Genomic DNA, 16,027 nt, shown 5'->3' on the forward strand with positions numbered 1-16,027 from the left:
GGGGTCCCGCGCGCCCGGGCGCCGGGCGCCGGGGCCGGGCCGCTGGGGTCCCCGCGGCGCCCCGGCGACCGACCGGGTGTCCGAGGACTACCGGCCGATCTCCCCGTACGGACCGCCCCGGCGGGCGGCGGTACGGATCAGAGACAGAGGAGCGTGCTGACCGTGCTGGTGCCGCAGTTCAGGACGCTCAGCGAGCTGGTGCTCGCGAGGGTGTCGTCGATCTGCGCCGCCTCGGTCTCGGGCAGCTCCAGGGTCTGGAGGTCGAGGATCGCCATGACGTTCTCCTTCGCTCGTGCGGTGCATCACCCGACCGGACGGCCGGGAGTCGGTGGGGGGGGGGGGGGCGCGCCCCCCCCCCACGGGGGTGGGGTCAGCGGGGGGCGGCAGGGCGCCGGCGCGGGGGCGCGGTGCCGGGTGCCCCGGTGAACGGGAGGAACGGGGTGCCCGCCAGGGCCGTGCCGAGGGCCAGCAGCACGCCGGCGGAGCCGGTCGCGAGGTCCGTCGAGAGGCGCAGCAACTGGTCGCCGGGGAAGGCGAGCCGCCCTCGGTAGGGGATCCGGTGGAGGGCCAGCAGGGCACGTTGGCGGTCCAGCAGCGCGGTGCGGTCCGCCGAATCGGTGGCACCGGCGGCGTCGGGGGCGCCCGCCGTACCGGCGTCACCCGTCGCACCGGCCGCGCCGTTCCCGCCGCCCGCTCGCCCGCCGGTGCGGGCGAGGTAGCCGAGCAGCCCGGCCCGCCCGTTGAACAGACCGGCCTGGATGACGAACTCGGGCTCGGCGGCCCGCAGGATCGCCGCCTCCCGCTCCGCCAGGACGCAGTCCGGCCGGTGGGCGAGCAGTGCGTCCAGCACGAGGCCGATCCCGGCGCTGCCGGTCTCGATGTAGGGCAGGACCCGGCGGCCGTCGACCACCTGGAGCGTCCCGTCACTCACCTCGACGCACCGTTCGAGGTCCAGCCCCAGGAGCGTCTCGGCCTGGTCGAGCAGCGAGTGGTCCCCGGTGTGTTCGTGGAGCCGGACGAGGGCGAGCGCGGCTCCCGAGGCACCGGCCAGGAGCCCGGAGCGGCGCTTGGCGTCGCCGTTCCCCGCCTTCTCCCACGCCCCGGCGGCGGACCGGGCGACGTCGAGTGCCTCGTCCAGCATCCGGTCGTCGCCGGTGGCGAGCGCGAAGTGGAGCAGGGTGAGCGCGATGCCGGGGCCACCGGTGGCCAGGCCCGGTGACGGTTCGCCGTCCACGGCCCCGGGGAGGCGGCGCAGCAGACCCAGTGCCTGCTGGTGCTCGCCGAGCAGGTCCAGGACGTAGGCCACGCCGTGGCCGCCGTGGTAGAGGCCGGCCGGGAGGCTTCGGCTGCGGGCGGCGTCCGCCAGCCAGTCGACGTGTCCGGGGTCGACGGCGGCGTCGGTCGTGTGCAGGGCGTAGAGGACGCCGGCCGCGCCGTGGGCCAGGCCGAGTCCGCCGTGCGTGAACTGGGCGATGTCGCCCGGGAAGAGCCGGTCGGTCCGTTCGGGGGTGGCCGTCGCGGCGATGCCGGCGGCCAGCGAGTCCCTGATCGCGGGCCAGTCGGCGACCGGCTGCTCCAGCAGCGCGCGGGTCTCGGCGTGCCCGTGGCTCAGTTCGGGGCGGGGCGTGCGGCCGTCGTCCGGTGAGGATCCGAGGTAGCGGCGGATGTCGTCGGTGTAGCCGGGAGGCACCGGGAAGCGGCGCTCGACGGCGTCCGCGAGCTGGCCGGCCTTGCCAGGGTCGAGGGCGGTGAGCTGGACCAGGGGGTAGAAGAGCCAGAGGCGGATCGCCGCCAGCCCGTACCGGTCGATGTCCGTCCCGGTGTGGCCGGGCGGGGCGGTGAACCCTGCTGCCCCGAGTGCGGGCCGGAGGAAGTCGTCGACGGTGCTGGCGAGTTCGAAGTCGATGAAGCAGAGCTCGCCGTCCGGACGGACGATCAGGTTGTGCGGGTGGAGGTCCCCGAAGACGACACCGCGGGCGTGGATCCCCGCCAGGGCCCGTTCCACCTGACCGACGACCGCGACGGCGTCCCGGGTGTACTCGGCGACGGCGCTCTCGTCGGCGTCCGGGTGGATGAGCGGGTAGCGGGCCGTGAGCCATTCGCTGAGCGACTGCCCGGCCACGTACTCCTGGACCAGGAACTCGTGCTCCCAGGCGGTGAGGAGGCCGTGTTCGGCCGGGACTCCGGGGACTCCGGACAGACGGCGGAGGACGGCGTGCTCGTTGCGCAGCCGGGTCACCGCGTCGACGCCGCGTTGGTCGAGGCCGGCGAACGGGCGGGCCTCCTTCAGTACGACGGGCGGCCCGTCCTTCCCGTCGCGGGCCAGGTAGACGCCGCCGGCGTTGGAGAAGTGCAGGACGCGTTCCACCGCGTACGGCAGTCCGGTGTCCTGCGGCGCGGCGCGCTCGGCGACGGCCGGGGCGATGCACGCCGGGACGGGTGCCCAGGAGGGGACGGAGAAACCGGCGCCGCGGACGTCGGGGACGAGCCGGCCGTCCGGTCCGACGAGGGCCAGCACCCGCTCGCCGGCCTCGTTGCGGCAGTGGCGTTCGGCGAACCCGCCGTACCTCAGGTAGAGCGGGCCGTCCTTCCAGCGCAGGTCGCTGAGGATGTACGGGCCCTTGCGGCCGGCCAGCAGCTCGCCGAGACCGTCGAGACATCGCTCCAGCTCCGCGTCGTCCACCGGGTACAGCGTGCAGAACTTGCCGCTGGAGCCGCGCGGCGCGTACTTGGAGTTCTGCACCTGGAGGATCGGCAGCCCGCGCAGGAACTTGAAGGTCACGCCCTCCCGGAGGCAGTAGGAGAAGACGGTCTCCAGCACCTCCTCCGCGGTCTCGATGCACGAGGAGACGTGGATCTTCCAGCCCTGGTCGGGGATCCGGACACCGACGGGACGCACGACGGCCCACATCTCCAGCTCGCCGTGCTCCCAGCCGTCGGGCAGCGGCCGGGTGACGGCGGCGAACTCCTCGTGCGCTCCCCAGCGCCGGGGCGAGTCGTAGAAGAGCGGGTCGGCGTAGGCGTAGGCCTCGTACCGGTTGTCCAACGGAACCCTCCTCGTGGCGGGGGTCTGGTCGGTGCAGGGTTCGGTGCAGGGTTCGGTGCAGGCGGGAAGAGCGCGCGGCGGAGCGGGGGTGGTGGAGCGGGGGCGTGGAGCGAGGACGTGGTGCGGGACGACGGTGAATCCGTGCCCGCCCCGGGCGTCGGGGAGGTGCCGGCCGAATGCCTCGGGTATCGAAATCTTGTATGGCGATACGGCCATCCGAATAGTGGGTCCGCCGGGGAATCTCCGCAACGGCGCACGTTCTGCCCGGACGGCCGGTTCTGCGCACCCGGATTGCGCCGGTGACATTCCGAGAGCGGGGCGCGCGGCTACGCGCCGGCTGCTGCCGTTCGGCGTCGTCCGCCGCCGGCGGCGGCCTCGGGGTCGGCCGGAGCGGGGCGCGGGGGTCCGCCCGTCCCGTCGACTGTATGGCCGACCACCTGGAGGGACGGCCCCTCCGGGGCTCCGCCGACCGGCGTGGGCACGCGCGCATCGCGGCTGCCGGCTCCGGCGCACGCCCGGCGGAGAGCAGGGTTTCGGCGTCCGTGGACCACCCGGGAAGGGAGTTCGGATTCTGTCGAAATGCCGAACAGAATCATCCGTTCCGCATTTCAGTTCTATTTCGACAGTATTTCTAGGATTCGGAAAATTCGTTTCTGCATGTCCTGGCTGCCTCGGGCGGGAGCGGTCCGCCGGAACCCGTCCGGCCCCAGAGGCACCTCCGGCCCATCGGGCACCGATGAGCACGCCGGCCGTCGGGGTCGAGGCCGCCCGAGCCACCCGCGTCGGTTCGCAGGTGCGCGACCGCCTGACGGCGCGGCGGGCCCGTGTGCGGCGGTCCGCGGCGGGCAGACGAGCGAGGCGCATCCACCCGCGCCGGCAGCACGCGGTGGCGGGGCGCCCGGGCCGTCCGCGCGGTGCGCGGGACGGGACTTGAGGAGAGCAGCCGTACGAGGAAGGAGGGACCATGCCGGCCTTGACCCACCGACACCGCGGCGACCGGGGCCCGTTCGGGTTGCGTCGCCGCCACCCGGCGCCCGGCGCCCGACGGGCGCCCCGCCACGGATCCGATCGGCACGTCCCGCAGCCCGGGCACGGGGTGCTGCGGCACGCCGGCCGGTTGCTGCTCGGCGACGAACTGTTCGACCGGGCGGCGGCCCTCACCTACTACGGGGTGCTGGCGCTCTTCCCCGGTCTGCTGCTGCTGACCGGCCTGCTCGGCCTCGCCGGGCCCTCGCCCGGAGGGCAGGTGATGGACGGCCTGCGCCGGCTGGCGCCCGGCCCGGCCGGCGACGTCCTGCGGGACGGCGTCGGGCAGGTGCAGCAGAACTCCGGTGCGGGCGGGGCGTTCGCGGTACTGGGGGCGGTCGGGGCCCTCTGGTCGGCCTCCGGCTACGTCGGCGCGTTCATCCGTTCGGCCAACGCCGTCCACGGGGTCCGCGAGCGCCGCCCGCTGTGGCGGCTGGCACCGGTACGGCTGGCGCTGACCGCGGTGCTGGTGGTGCTGCTGGCGGCGGGGGTGACGATCGTGGTCCTCACCGGACCGATCGCCGAGCAGGCCGGCCGGGCGCTCGGGGTCGGGGACTTCGGCCTCACCGTCTGGTCGTTCGCCAAGTGGCCGGGGCTGGTGCTGCTGGTCACCCTGACGGTCGCGGTGCTGTACCGGGCGGCCCCCGACCTCCCCTCCCGCGAACCGCGCCTGATCTCCCCGGGCAGCGCGCTGGCGGTCGCGCTCTGGCTGGCCGCCTCGGGCGGCTTCGCGCTCTTCGCCGCGTACGTCGACACGTTCGGGCGGATGTACGGGGCCCTGGCCGGGGTGATGGTGTTCCTGGTCTGGCTCTGGCTCACCAACCTGGCGGTCCTGCTGGGCCTGGAACTCGACGCCGGGCTCGCCCGCCGGCGGACGGTCGCGGCCTCCGGGCCCGCCGTGGCCGGGCCCGCCGTGTCCAAGGCCGCCGTGGCCGGGCCCGCCGCCGGGCGGGACGCGGTCTAACTCCGCCCCGGCCGCTCCCGCTCCCGCTCCTGATCCCGGTTCCGGTCCTGGTCGCCGCCCGCCGGCTCGGACGGGTTCGGCCGCTGCGTGGGCACCTCGGCGTGGCCGCGGGCCGGGACCGCATCGGGAGGGAACGGGGCCGTCCCGTCCGGGAAGGACCCGGCCACCGCCTCGGTCCGGGCGACGGTGACCCGCGGAAGCGCGTAGGGGTGCCGGTCGCGAAGGAACGCGACCAGGTGCTCGCGGACCGCGCAGCGCAGCTCGAAGGCCCGGTCGGCGTCGGCCGCGGTCATCAGGGCCCGGACCACGATGGTGCTGGGGGTGGTGTCGACCACCTGGAGCGCCCGGCCGGTGCCGTCCCACCGCTCGTCGCCCGCCAGCAGCTTCTCGAACTCGGCGCGCAGCTCCTCGACCGGCGTGCGGTGGTCGAGGTGCAGCAGGACGGTGCCGGTGATCCCCGGGTCCCGCCGGGACCAGTTCTCGAACGGCTTGCCGGCGAAGTACGAGACCGGCATCACGATCCGCCGCTGGTCCCAGGTGGCGATCACCACGGCGGTGAGGGTGATCTCCTCGACCGTGCCCCACTCGCCGGCCACCACCACGACGTCGCCGATCCGCACCATGTCGCCGAAGGCCAGCTGGATCCCGGCGAACAGGTTGGCCAGCGAGGACTGCGCCGCGACGCCCGCCACGAGGCCGAGCAGACCCGCCGAGGCGAGCAGGCTGGCGCCGACCGCGCGCACCGCCGGAAACGTCATCAGGGCGGCGGCCAGGGTGAGCACCGCGATCGCCACGTCCGAGATCCGGCCGACCAGGTCGACCTGGGTCCTGACCCGGCGCACCCGCCCGGGGTCCCGCCGTCCGGCGGCGTACGTGGTCAGCGCGGACTCGATGAACAGCGACACCGTCCGCGCGGTGAGCCAGCCCGCACTGACCAGCACCGCCAGCAGGAGCGCGTGCCGGACCGGCGGCCGGATGCCCGGGCCGAGTCCGGCGGCCGGCTCGCAGCCGAGCAGCAACGCCGCCGTGGCCGTCGCCAGCACGGGTATCCGGCAGCGCCGCAGCACGTGCCACCGGCGGGCGCCGGGCCGGGCGGCGGACAACCGGCCGACGGCCAGCTGCAGCACCCGGTCCACGGCGAAGACGGCGGCCGGCACTGCGGCCGCCACCAGCAGCGGGCGAAGGACGGTCCAGATCGGCATGTGGGTCTCTCCTCCGGTCGTGATCGGGGTCCGGATACGCGTCGAGGCCCCGGGGGGAGAGCCGGGGCCTCGACGCCGGGCGCCGCGGAGGGGCGGCGCTGTCCGTCGCCTTCCCGCTGAGGGTTGTTCAAACATCCGCACGGCACCTGACCGGCCGGGCACCCCGGAGAGGCCCCTTCCGGGCGCGCCCCCGGGGCGGGCTGGCACGATGACCGCATGGATGACGTGGACCTGGGCGGATTCGTCGTGCGCCGTGCGCGGGAGTCGGAGGCGGATGCCCTGGCGGGGATCGACACGGTCGCGGCCGGAGGCGACGACGGGCGGCGGGAGAGCATCCGGAGGTGGTGCCGGGAGGGCCTCGCGGTGGTGGCGCAGGGGCCGTCCGGCCTGCTGGGCTACTGCGTGGTCGAGTACACGTTCTTCGGGCACGGCTTCGTCCCGATGCTGATGGTGTCCTCCGCCGCGCGCGGCGGAGGCGTCGGCCGTGGACTGCTCGACGCCGCGGCGCACGCGTGCGCGACCCCGAAGCTGTTCACCTCGACGAACGTCTCCAACCAGCCGATGCAGCGGCTGCTCCGACGGGCCGGGTGGAGCCCGGTCGGCCTTCTGCACGGCCTCGACGACGGCGACCCCGAGCTGTTCTACCTCCTGCCGGTGGCCGGAACGAACTCTGCACCCGTGACCTGACCTGACCCGGCGCCGGCCGACGCGCGGCAGGGGCCCTCCACCCGACCCGAACGGTGACCCGGAGTGTCCGGCCGGTCGCCGGGTGGCGGGAGCGGAGGCATGTCTGCGGACCGGGGCGAGGGCGAGCGGTGAGTTCTTCCTGCCCGTGGGCGACGTGATCGTCACCTGACGACGTGGCGGACACGGGTCTGGCCCCGGCGGAGCTTCGCCGGGGCCAGGTCTCTCCGTGTCTCCAGGGCTACCGTGTCGCAGGCTCGGTGAGGGATGCCGCGCAGAAGTGAGACCCGCTGCGCCCGGGCGCCGATGGGTCGGCGGCCGGCTCTGACGAGAAGATCTTCAGCGTCGACCCCCCTAAATGACGGTCGCTCACCAGCCGGAGCCGAAGAATTTTCGGTCTCGGTGCCGGCTTCCCTGCCGGTTCCCGTGCCCCGGGTCAGCCCGGCAGGTGCGGCAGACGGGGCAGACGGGGCAGCAGGGCCTCGGGCCGGATCGGCAGTTCGCGGACGCGGACGCCGCACGCGTGGCGGACGGCGTTGACGACGGCGGCGGCCGTGCCGACGATGCCGAGCTCGCCGATGCCCTTGGCCCCCATCGGGTTCAGGTGTTCGTCGTGCTCGTCCAGCCAGAACGCCTCGACGACGGGGACGTCGGCGTTGACGGCGACGTGGTAGGAGGCCAGGTCCCGTTCGGCGTGGTCACCGAACCCCGGGTCCAGGGTGCTGTGTTCGAGCAGGGCCATCGACGCGCCCATGATCATCGCGCCGGTGAACTGGGAGCGGGCGGTGCGGGTGTTCAGGATCCGGCCGGCGGCGAAGACGCCGAGCAGCCGGCGCAGCCGCACCTCGCCGGTGTCGGCGTCCACCTCGACCTCGGCGAACTGGGCGCCGAAGGCGTGCCGGGCGAAGGTACTGCCCGCCGCGACCGCGTCGGTGGTGTCGGCGCGATGGCGGAGCCCCTCGGAGGGGAGGGGCGTACCGCCCCGGTCGGTGAGCGCGCGGCGCAGCCCGGTGCAGGCGTCGTGGACGGCCCACCCCCAGGAGGCGGTGCCGGCCGAGCCGCCCGCGAGCGGGGCGGGCGGCAGGTCGCTGCGGCCGATCTCCACGTCCACCCGGTCCGGGGGGACGGCCAGGGTCTCGGCGGCGACGGCGGCGAGGACGGTGCGGGCACCCGTGCCGATGTCGGTGGCGTTGACGCGCACGAGGAAGGTGCCGTCCGGGCGGGCGAGGACCTCGGCGGTGGAGGGGGCGATCAGCACCGGGTAGGTGGCGGCCGCGACCCCGCTGCCCAGCAGCCGGCGCCCCTCGCGGCGCGGGCCGGCCGCGTGCCGGCGGGACCAGTCGAAGCGGCGGGCGCCCTCGCGCAGGCACTCCACCAGGTGGCGGCTGCTGAAGGGGCGGTCGCTGTCCGGCTCGACGGCCGGTTCGTTGCGGATCCGCAGCTCGACCGGGTCCAGCCCGCAGGTCTCGGCCAGCTCGTCCATCGCGCACTCCAGCGCGAACATGCCCGGGGCCTCGCCGGGCGCCCGCATCCAGGACGGGGTGGGTACGTCCTGGCGCACCACCCGGTGGACGGTCCGGCTGTTCGGGGAGTGGTACATCACCCGGGCCGGGACGGCGGCCTGCTCGACGAACTCCCGCACGGTCGAGGAGCGGGTCGTCACCTCGTGGGCCAGCGCGGTGATCCTGCCGTCGTCGTCGGCACCCAGCCGGACCCGGTGGACGGTGGGCGCGCGGTATCCGGTGAGGGCGGGCAGCTGGTCCCGGGGCAGCGCGAGCCGTACCGGGCGGTCGACCCGGCGGGCGGCCATCGTCGCCAGCACGGCGTGCGGCCGGGTGGTGCCCTTCGAGCCGAAGCCGCCGCCGACGTGTTCGCTGATCACCAGGACGTCGGCGACGGCCAGGCCGAACAGCGTGGCGAGGGTCGTCCGGACCTGGTTGGTGCCCTGGCTGGAGTCGTGCACGGTCAGGCGTTCGCCGTCCCACTGCGCGGTGGCGGTGTGCGGCTCCATCGGGTGGTTGTGCAGCGGACCGATCCGGTAGGTGCGGTCAATCCGGACGGCCGCCTGACCGTGGGCGGTGTCGAAGTCGCCGCGCTCGCGGACGGCCGGGTGGCCGCCGTTGGCCTGGGCCGGGGTGTAGAGGCCCTGGTGGTCGTCGGTCAGGACGACGTCGAACGGCTCCGGCCGGTAGACGCACTCGACCGCGGCGGCGCCGGCCCGGGCGTCCTCGGGGGTCTCGGCGACGACCAGGGCGACGATCTGGCCGCGGTGGGCGATCCGCGGGGACTGCAGGACGGCGAGCGTCGGATCGCCGTCGTCGGGGAGAGCGAGCGCGGGCGCGTCGTGGTGGGTGAGTACCGCGAGCACGCCGGGGACGGCGAGTGCGGCCTCGGTCCGTACGGCGGCGAGGTCGCCGCGGGCGATCGTGGCGGGCACCGGCCAGGCGTGGGCGAGGTCGTCCGGGTGGTGGTCGCCGGCGTAGCGGGCGGTGCCGGTGACCTTGGCCCAGCCTTCGAGGCGGGCGAGGTCCGCCCGGTCGGTGGTCATCTGTCCTCCTGGACTTCGTCGGTCGGCGCGCTCGGAGCGGACGTTGCGGCCCGCACCGCCAGCGCGGTCAGTTCGGTGACGGCCAGCCGGTGGGCCAGCGGCACCTTGAACGCGTTGTCGCGCAGCGGGCGGGCGGTGGTCAGCTCGGCGTCCATGGCGCGGGCGAACGCCTCCTCGGTGGCCGGGCCCCCGGCGAGCGCGGCCTCGGCGGTGAGGGCCCGCCAGGGCTTGGGCGCCAGTCCGCCGAAGGCCAGCCGGACGCCGGCGACCCGGTCGTGGCGCACCGTCAGCAGGACGGCCAGGGAGACGGTCGCGAACGCGAAGGAGGCGCGTTCGCGGACCTTGCGGTAGCCGCCCGTCGCGCCGGCCGGCGGCGCGGGCAGCTCGACGGCGGTGATCAGCTCCGCCGGTGCGAGCTCGGTGTCGCGGTCGGGCGTGTCGCCGGGCAGCCGGTGGAACCCGGTGAGCGGGAGCACGCGGTCGCCGTCCGGTCCGGTGAGGTGCACCGCGGCGTCCAGCGCGACCAGGGCGACCGCGAGGTCGGAGGGGTGGGAGGCCACGCAGTGCGCGGAGGTGCCGAGCACGGCGAGATCGCGGTGGACGCCGTCGAGCGCGGGGCAACCCGAGCCGGGAAGACGCTTGTTGCAGGGTTTGGTGACGTCCTGGAAGTAGAGGCAGCGGGTGCGTTGGAGGAGGTTGCCGCCGGTGGTGGCCGCGTTGCGCAGCTGGCCGCTCGCCCCGGCCAGGACGGCCCCGGAGAGGAGCGGGTAGCGGTCGCGGACCAGGGGGTGCGCGGCGAGGTCGCTGTTGCGGACGGTGGCGCCGATCCGCAGGCCGCCGTCCGCCGTCTCCTCGATCCGGTCGAGCGGCAGGCGGGCGATGTCCACCAGCAGGGCGGGCCGTTCCACACCGAGCTTCATCAGGTCGACCAGGTTGGTTCCGCCGGCCAGTGCCCGGGCCTGCGGGTGGGCGGCCAGCAGGGCGACGGCCGACGCCACGTCGGCCGGGCGGTGGTATCCGAGCGGCCTCATCCGGCGACCCGCGATCCCGCGCCGGCCCCGGCCGGCCGCCCGCCGGCGCCCTGCCCGCCGGCCGCGCCCGCGGCGGCGTCCCGCACCCGGCAGACGGCCCGCACGATGCCGGGGTAGGCGCCGCAACGGCAGAGGTTGCCGCTGAGCAGCTCGCGGACGGCCGCTTCGTCGAGCGGGTCCGCCGCGGCGGCCGTCTCGTCGAGCAGGCCCGCGGCCGAGCAGAGCTGGCCCGGTGTGCAGAAGCCGCACTGGAACGCGTCCTCCTCGACGAACGCGCGTTGCAGCGGGTGCGGCCCGTCCGGCCCGGCGAGCCCCTCCACGGTCCGGACGGCTGCGCCGTCCTGGGCGACGGCGAGCAGCAGACAGCTGTTGAACCGGCGCCCGTCCAGCAGCACCGTGCAGGCCCCGCACTGGCCGTGGTCGCACCCCTTCTTCGCGCCGGTCAGACCGAGCCGGTCCCGCAGCGTGTCCAGCAGGGTGCTCCGGTGGTCCACCGAGAGCGTGTGCGGGTGGCCGTTGACGGTCAGCGTGATCGTGCTCGCGGTCGGCACGGTTTCGGTGGGATCCATGAGGCCAGGCATTCCACCGGGGTCGCGTCCGGACACGCCGCCGCCGCGCAGACCACCGAAACGCCGCACCGTGCCGCGTCGAGGGGGAGCGGTGCCGCAGGCGGGCGCGCCGCTCGCCGTGCTCGCTCACCGGACGGCGTCCTGCGGGGAACCCGTTCCGCGACCGACCTCTCGGTAGGCTGGTCGGATGACCGATGGACTCCCTCCCGGTGGCGTCGGGATCACCGAGGCCGAGGCCGGGGCCAGATGGGCGAACGCCTGGACGCCCACCGAGGTCGCGGCCCGGCTCGCAGGCGTCTCGGCCCCCTGGTGCGTCGCCGGGGGATGGGCCGTCGACCTGTTCAGGGGCGAGCGGACCCGGCGCCACGACGACCTGGAGATCGCGGTCCCGGCCGCGCGGTTCCCCGAGATCCGGGCCCGGTTCGACGCGTTCGCCTTCGACGTCGTCGCGTCCGGCCGTCTCTGGGAGCTCACGCCGGAGGTGGCGGGACTGTCCCACCAGACCTGGCTGCGCGACCCCGCGACCGGGGACTTCCTGGTGGACGTCTTCCGCGAGCCGCACGACGGACCGACCTGGATCTGCCGGCGCGACCCCTCGATCCGCCTGCCGTACACCGCCGTCGTCCGCCGGACGGTGGACGGCATCCCGTACCTCGCGCCGGAACTGGCGCTGCTGTTCAAGGCCAAGGCCGCCCGCCCCAAGGACCGGCACGACTTCGCCGGCGCGCTCCCCCTGATGGACGGGGCCCAGCGGCAGACCCTGGCCGCGCTCCTCACCCGGGTGCATCCGGGACACGGCTGGCTGGCGGACCTCCCGCCGGTCGACGGCCCCGCGCGCTGAATACCCCGCGCGCTGAAGACCCCGCGCTCGGACGGCCCCGCGCTCCGACGGCTCCGGTTCGCCGTGCAGCGTCACCGGCGCCCCCGGGTGCGGCGGGCGTAGTCGACGGTGACGGCGGCGAGGAGCGGGCCCCAGGCCACCAGGGGGAGGTAGCAGAGGGTCATCACCAGAGCGGCGAGGCCCTGCGGGGCGTCGGGGCTGCCCATGTTGTCGGGGCTGTTCCAGCAGAGGACACCGAGGACGCCCGCGGCCGTCAGGACCAGTGTGCCCAGGGCGGCCGGGACGACCGCGGCGAGGGGGCGGACCGCGCGCCCGCCGATCAGGGGCATCCAGCGGGGGACCACCCGCCCCCAGGGGCGGACCAGGCCGAGGGTGAGGAAGGCCAGGACCTCGGCGAGCGCACTCAGGGTCAGCATGTAGACGGTGCCCCAGCCGGGGACGTTCTGGTGGAGGAAGGCGAGCGCCTCACCGGAGAAGCCCATCGTCGCGCCGAAGGCGAAGGCGATCCGCCAGAGCCCGGACGGCACGGTGGTCCAGACGGCCGCCTTGGCGGCGAGTTCGGCCCAGCGTGGGGCGGGGGCGACGGCGGGGGCTTCGGCCGGGACGCCGGCCGGGTGGAACGAGGATCGGACGGCGCCGTGGCCGGACGGCCGGGCCTGCCGGGCCGGAGTCCGGGCGGACTCGGCGGACCCGGCGGACCGGAAGGACTGCGTGGTGTCGATCATGGGACTGGCTCCTCTTCCCGGCGGCCCGGTCGGCCGCTGCGATGCCTCAAGACTGCTGGTCGGGCGGGGTGGGGCGGCAGATGCCGATCGGGCTGTTCCGGGAGGTCCGGCCCGGGCCCGTATGTGCCGATCGGCAGGGGTGGCCGGGCCCGAAGATCCGTAAGGTGGGGGCATGGGGGCGGAAGAATGATCGGACGAACGCTGGCGGCTCTCGCCGTACCGGGCGTGGCGGTGCTCGCTCTGACGGTGCGACGACGGCACGGGCCGGCGACTGCGGCGACTCCGGCGGGTGCGGCGAGTGCGGTGACTGCGGCGGCGACCGCGGCGGTGGCTGCCGCGGTGTCGCTGGCGGTCACCGCCGCGACCGCGCTCCTCGGTCGGTGGGAGGAGGCGGACCGGATACCCGCCCTGGCGGCGCTGGCCGAACTGGCCGCGCTGCTCCTGCTGGTGGTCCTCGCGCTGCGCCACTCCCGGCGCCGGCCCGGATCGGTGTCGGTCGCGGCCGTCGGCCTGGCGGTGGCACTCTGGCCGTCCCGGTTCGAGGGGGCCGACGCGGCGGCCGACCCGCTGACCCTCACCGGGTTCGGCGCGGTCCTCGTCGTCCCGGCGGCGCTCGCCGGGCTGTACCTGCGCGGCCTGGACGACACTCGGCGCCGTTCGGTGGAGACCGCCCGCCGGGCCCAGCGGATCGAACTCGCCCACGACCTGCACGACTTCGTGGCGCACGACGTCAGCGGCATGGTCGCGCTGGCCCAGGCCGGCACGGTCCTGGCGGCCGCCGACCCGGTCGGCGCGGCGGCGCTCTTCGAGCGGATCGAGAAGGCCGGGCAACAGGCGCTCGGTGCCCTGGACCGGACGGTCGACCTGTTGCGGACACCGCAGGATCGGCCGGGAGCCGAGCGCGCACCGCAGCCCGGCCTGGAGGAACTCGCCTCCCTGGTCGACCGGTTCGCGTCCTCCGGCCGTACCTCCGTGCAGCTGGAGGCCCCGGAGAAGGACACCGGGGTACCGCGCGAGGTGGCGGCGACGGCGTACCGGGTCGTCGTCGAGGCGCTGACGAACGTCCGGCGCCACGCGCCCGCGGCGCGTGCGGTCGTGGTGCGGGTCCTCCGGGTCGGGGGCGGTCTGGAGGTCACGGTGGCCGACGACGGCACCGGCGGCGCGGCCAATCCGGGCCCGCGCCGGGGCGGCGGCAGCGGGCTGGCCGGACTGGCGGCCAGGGTGGAGGCGCTGGGCGGAACGCTCACCGCCGGTCGGGGTGACGGCGGTTGGCTGGTCACCGCACGCATGCCCTGGGAGGGCCGATGACCATCAGGGTTCTGCTCGCCGACGACGACGAGGCGATCCGCAGCGCGTACGCGATCATCCTCGGAGCACAGCCGGACATCGAGGTGGTCGGCGGCGCGGCCGACGGTGTGGAGGCCCTCGAACTGGCCCGGCGGCTGTGCCCGGACGTGGTGCTCGCGGACATCCGGATGCCCCGGCTGGACGGCCTGGAGCTGACCAGGCAGCTGGGCGGGGAGTTCCGGGTGGTCGTGGTGACCACCTTCGACCTGGACGAGTACGTGCACGCCGCGCTGCGGGCCGGGGCGACGGGCTTCCTGCTGAAGCGGTCGGGCCCGGCCCTGCTGGCGGAGGCGGTCCGGGCGGCGGTCGCCGGGGACACGTTGATCAGCCCGCAGATCACCGTCCGGCTGCTGAAGCAGCTCGCGCAGCCGGAGCTCCTTCCGGCGCAGCGCCCCCGGGCGGGCGGTGCGGGGACGGCGCCGCCGAAGGGTGCGGAGGCGCTGACCGCCCGCGAGAGCGAGATCGCCGTGCTCGTGGCGGACGGGGCCACCAACGCGGAGATCGGTGCGGCGCTGTTCATCACGTCCGGCACGGTCAAGAACCACCTCGCCTCGATCCAGCGCAAGATCGGGGCCCGCAACCGGGTGGGGATCGCCGCCTGGGCGTGGGAGCACGCCCGTACGGCCGGCGGCTGAGGGCGGGCCCGGCACCGTGGCCACGACCGGTTGCTAGCCTGCACGGATGGGACTGGACATCACCGTGGTCATGGCCGACTGGGAGCGGCTGGCCCGGATACCGGCGGGGGAGCGCCTGGTCGTGCTGACCGACGCCGTGCACCCGTACTTCTGCTGCGAGTCGTGCGAGGACGCCGACTCCGCGGTGCAGGGCGGGTGGGTGTGGCAGCGACAGTCGCCGTGGTGCGCCGAGTACCGGTTCTTCGGGACCACCGGTTCCTACAGCTGGCACTTCCACCTCGCCAACGCCTGGGAGGGTGTCAGGGCGTCGGTCGTGCCCGACCTGCGGGAGGCTCTCGACCGCTTCCTGGGAGGCCTGGTGTGGGACGGTCCGGACTACGGCTCCGCAGCGGGCGAGGACGACGGGTACCCGTCGGCGGGCGGCTTTCCCGACGATCCCGGACCGTGGTGTCCTCGTGTCCTCCTGCTCCGTGCGCCGGGCGAGGTGCCGGCGCTCGTCCGTGACTGGCGGACGGCCGAGCCGCGGCTGGAGGAGCTCCGCGAACCGTTCGACGCCCAGGCCCAGGCCCAGGCCCAGGCCGAGAACGAAGCCGATGGCCGGGCGACCCGGTCCGGCCGCTTCGACGAGGCCGTCGCGCTCCTGCGCGAGTGGGGCGAGGTGGTCACGGGGGCCGGGGAGCGGGGCTGGGGCCTGATCGGACTCCCGTACTGATCACGGCCCACCGCATCAGCCCCACCCGGACCGGCCCGGCCCGGCCCGGAGCGGGCACAGGGTGCCCGCGTCCGGGGCGGCTTCAGGCCGAGGCCGCGGCGACGCAGAACTCGTTGCCCTCGGGGTCGGCCATCACCACGTGATGCCCGTCGAACTCCGCCAGGACGGACCCACCCGCCGTCACCAGCCGATCGGACTCCGCCCTGATCCGGGTCCACCGCTCCTCGGGGCTGCCGTGTCCCGGCACCCGGACGTCGATGTGGAGCCGGTTCTTCGCCGTCTTCGGCTCGGGGACCTTGAGGATCGTGAGGCGGGGGCCGACGCCGTCGGGATCGCAGAGCCACGCCCCGTCGTCGACGGATTCGTCCTCCGGCAGGTCGAACTGCGCGAGCCACTCCTCGCGGGTCGCGAAGGGAGCGGGTGGCGGCTCGTCGACGTAGCCCAGCGCCGTCTTCCAGAAGTCGGCGAGGAGTTGTGCGTTCGCGCAATCCAGGGTCAGATCGATGGTGGCTGACATGGCAGGAGCGTACTGCGGACCTCCGACAGTCGCCGGTCGTCCGCCGGCACGCGTGAGCGCCAGGACGGGCCGACGCCCCTCGCGGCCCCCGGGGGGGGGGGCCCCGCGGGGGGCGGCGGGGGTGTAGGGCGGGGGGGCCAAAACGAAACACCGCGGACCACGAAGGTGAGCACGGGTAGG

At 75.2% G+C, this 16,027-nt stretch carries 14 protein-coding genes; 6 read left to right on the forward strand and 8 right to left on the reverse strand.

Features of this window, described 5'->3' with window-relative positions; all coding sequences use genetic code 11:
• Positions 1-137 precede the first annotated feature (137 nt).
• Positions 138-275: a SapB/AmfS family lanthipeptide gene (locus ACFWOG_RS31640; protein WP_329883777.1), complete on the reverse strand. Its 138-nt coding sequence runs from the start codon at positions 273-275 to the stop codon at positions 138-140.
• A gap of 95 nt (positions 276-370) precedes the next feature.
• Positions 371-3,046: a class III lanthionine synthetase LanKC gene (gene lanKC, locus ACFWOG_RS31645; protein WP_380362475.1), complete on the reverse strand. Its 2,676-nt coding sequence runs from the start codon at positions 3,044-3,046 to the stop codon at positions 371-373.
• A 964-nt stretch (positions 3,047-4,010) separates the two neighbouring features.
• Between lanKC and ACFWOG_RS31650 the strand changes: the two genes are divergently transcribed.
• Positions 4,011-5,036, forward strand: a complete 1,026-nt coding sequence (locus ACFWOG_RS31650) for a YihY/virulence factor BrkB family protein (RefSeq protein ID WP_380362477.1) — start codon at positions 4,011-4,013, stop codon at positions 5,034-5,036.
• Here ACFWOG_RS31650 and ACFWOG_RS31655 read toward each other — a convergent pair.
• The gene (locus ACFWOG_RS31655; protein ID WP_380362479.1) at positions 5,033-6,238 is read right to left on the reverse strand and encodes a mechanosensitive ion channel family protein; all 1,206 of its coding nucleotides are present in this window, start codon (positions 6,236-6,238) and stop codon (positions 5,033-5,035) included. The two genes, ACFWOG_RS31650 and ACFWOG_RS31655, sit on opposite strands and share 4 nt — an antisense overlap.
• Before the next feature lie 216 nt (positions 6,239-6,454).
• On the opposite strand from ACFWOG_RS31655, the gene ACFWOG_RS31660 reads away from it, so the two are divergent.
• Positions 6,455-6,925, forward strand: a complete 471-nt coding sequence (locus tag ACFWOG_RS31660; protein WP_380362481.1) for a GNAT family N-acetyltransferase — start codon at positions 6,455-6,457, stop codon at positions 6,923-6,925.
• A 433-nt stretch (positions 6,926-7,358) separates the two neighbouring features.
• Here the strand turns inward: ACFWOG_RS31660 and ACFWOG_RS31665 are convergent, their stop codons facing one another.
• From ACFWOG_RS31665 to ACFWOG_RS31675, 3 genes are read right to left on the reverse strand one after another with little or no spacing between them, the layout of a single operon-like run.
• Positions 7,359-9,470, reverse strand: a complete 2,112-nt coding sequence (locus tag ACFWOG_RS31665) for a xanthine dehydrogenase family protein molybdopterin-binding subunit (protein ID WP_380362483.1) — start codon at positions 9,468-9,470, stop codon at positions 7,359-7,361.
• Positions 9,467-10,501: an FAD binding domain-containing protein gene (locus tag ACFWOG_RS31670; protein WP_380362485.1), complete on the reverse strand. Its 1,035-nt coding sequence runs from the start codon at positions 10,499-10,501 to the stop codon at positions 9,467-9,469. The genes ACFWOG_RS31665 and ACFWOG_RS31670 overlap by 4 nt, the downstream gene beginning before the upstream one ends.
• Positions 10,498-11,070, reverse strand: coding sequence for a (2Fe-2S)-binding protein (locus ACFWOG_RS31675; protein WP_380362487.1), 573 nt, complete (start codon positions 11,068-11,070; stop codon positions 10,498-10,500). The genes ACFWOG_RS31670 and ACFWOG_RS31675 overlap by 4 nt, the downstream gene beginning before the upstream one ends.
• Before the next feature lie 187 nt (positions 11,071-11,257).
• Between ACFWOG_RS31675 and ACFWOG_RS31680 the strand changes: the two genes are divergently transcribed.
• Complete coding sequence (locus ACFWOG_RS31680; RefSeq protein WP_380362489.1) at positions 11,258-11,911, forward strand: nucleotidyltransferase domain-containing protein; 654 nt, start codon at positions 11,258-11,260, stop codon at positions 11,909-11,911.
• Between the two features lie 71 nt (positions 11,912-11,982).
• On the opposite strand, the gene ACFWOG_RS31685 is transcribed toward ACFWOG_RS31680, so the two are convergent.
• Positions 11,983-12,636, reverse strand: coding sequence for a hypothetical protein (locus tag ACFWOG_RS31685; protein WP_380362491.1), 654 nt, complete (start codon positions 12,634-12,636; stop codon positions 11,983-11,985).
• 186 nt (positions 12,637-12,822) lie between these two features.
• Here ACFWOG_RS31685 and ACFWOG_RS31690 point away from each other — a divergent pair, with 186 nt between their 5' ends.
• The 3 genes from ACFWOG_RS31690 to ACFWOG_RS31700 are packed head-to-tail and all read left to right on the forward strand — an operon-like array spanning position 12,823 to position 15,330.
• Complete coding sequence (locus ACFWOG_RS31690; protein WP_380362493.1) at positions 12,823-13,944, forward strand: sensor histidine kinase; 1,122 nt, start codon at positions 12,823-12,825, stop codon at positions 13,942-13,944.
• Positions 13,941-14,618, forward strand: a complete 678-nt coding sequence (locus ACFWOG_RS31695) for a response regulator (RefSeq protein ID WP_380362495.1) — start codon at positions 13,941-13,943, stop codon at positions 14,616-14,618. Before ACFWOG_RS31690 ends, ACFWOG_RS31695 begins: the two co-directional genes overlap by 4 nt.
• Positions 14,619-14,664: 46 nt before the next feature.
• A complete protein-coding gene (locus tag ACFWOG_RS31700) occupies positions 14,665-15,330 on the forward strand; it encodes a hypothetical protein (RefSeq protein ID WP_380362497.1) in 666 nt (221 codons plus the stop codon).
• 82 nt (positions 15,331-15,412) lie between these two features.
• On the opposite strand, the gene ACFWOG_RS31705 is transcribed toward ACFWOG_RS31700, so the two are convergent.
• Positions 15,413-15,847, reverse strand: coding sequence for a VOC family protein (locus ACFWOG_RS31705; RefSeq protein ID WP_380362499.1), 435 nt, complete (start codon positions 15,845-15,847; stop codon positions 15,413-15,415).
• Between the last annotated feature and the right edge of the window lie 180 nt (positions 15,848-16,027).

It is taken from the genome of Kitasatospora sp. NPDC058406 (genome assembly GCF_042722765.1).
Classification (GTDB): Bacteria; Actinomycetota; Actinomycetes; order Streptomycetales; family Streptomycetaceae; genus Kitasatospora.

Coding starts and splice junctions, on each gene's coding strand:
- ACFWOG_RS31640 (WP_329883777.1), bottom strand. CDS start 275: ATGGCGATCCTCGACCTCCAGACCCTGGAGCTGCCCGAGACCGAGGCG.
- ACFWOG_RS31650 (WP_380362477.1), top strand. CDS start 4,011: ATGCCGGCCTTGACCCACCGACACCGCGGCGACCGGGGCCCGTTCGGG.
- ACFWOG_RS31655 (WP_380362479.1), bottom strand. CDS start 6,238: ATGCCGATCTGGACCGTCCTTCGCCCGCTGCTGGTGGCGGCCGCAGTG.
- ACFWOG_RS31660 (WP_380362481.1), top strand. CDS start 6,455: ATGGATGACGTGGACCTGGGCGGATTCGTCGTGCGCCGTGCGCGGGAG.
- ACFWOG_RS31665 (WP_380362483.1), bottom strand. CDS start 9,470: ATGACCACCGACCGGGCGGACCTCGCCCGCCTCGAAGGCTGGGCCAAG.
- ACFWOG_RS31670 (WP_380362485.1), bottom strand. CDS start 10,501: ATGAGGCCGCTCGGATACCACCGCCCGGCCGACGTGGCGTCGGCCGTC.
- ACFWOG_RS31675 (WP_380362487.1), bottom strand. CDS start 11,070: ATGGATCCCACCGAAACCGTGCCGACCGCGAGCACGATCACGCTGACC.
- ACFWOG_RS31680 (WP_380362489.1), top strand. CDS start 11,258: ATGACCGATGGACTCCCTCCCGGTGGCGTCGGGATCACCGAGGCCGAG.
- ACFWOG_RS31685 (WP_380362491.1), bottom strand. CDS start 12,636: ATGATCGACACCACGCAGTCCTTCCGGTCCGCCGGGTCCGCCGAGTCC.
- ACFWOG_RS31690 (WP_380362493.1), top strand. CDS start 12,823: ATGATCGGACGAACGCTGGCGGCTCTCGCCGTACCGGGCGTGGCGGTG.
- ACFWOG_RS31695 (WP_380362495.1), top strand. CDS start 13,941: ATGACCATCAGGGTTCTGCTCGCCGACGACGACGAGGCGATCCGCAGC.
- ACFWOG_RS31700 (WP_380362497.1), top strand. CDS start 14,665: ATGGGACTGGACATCACCGTGGTCATGGCCGACTGGGAGCGGCTGGCC.
- ACFWOG_RS31705 (WP_380362499.1), bottom strand. CDS start 15,847: ATGTCAGCCACCATCGATCTGACCCTGGATTGCGCGAACGCACAACTC.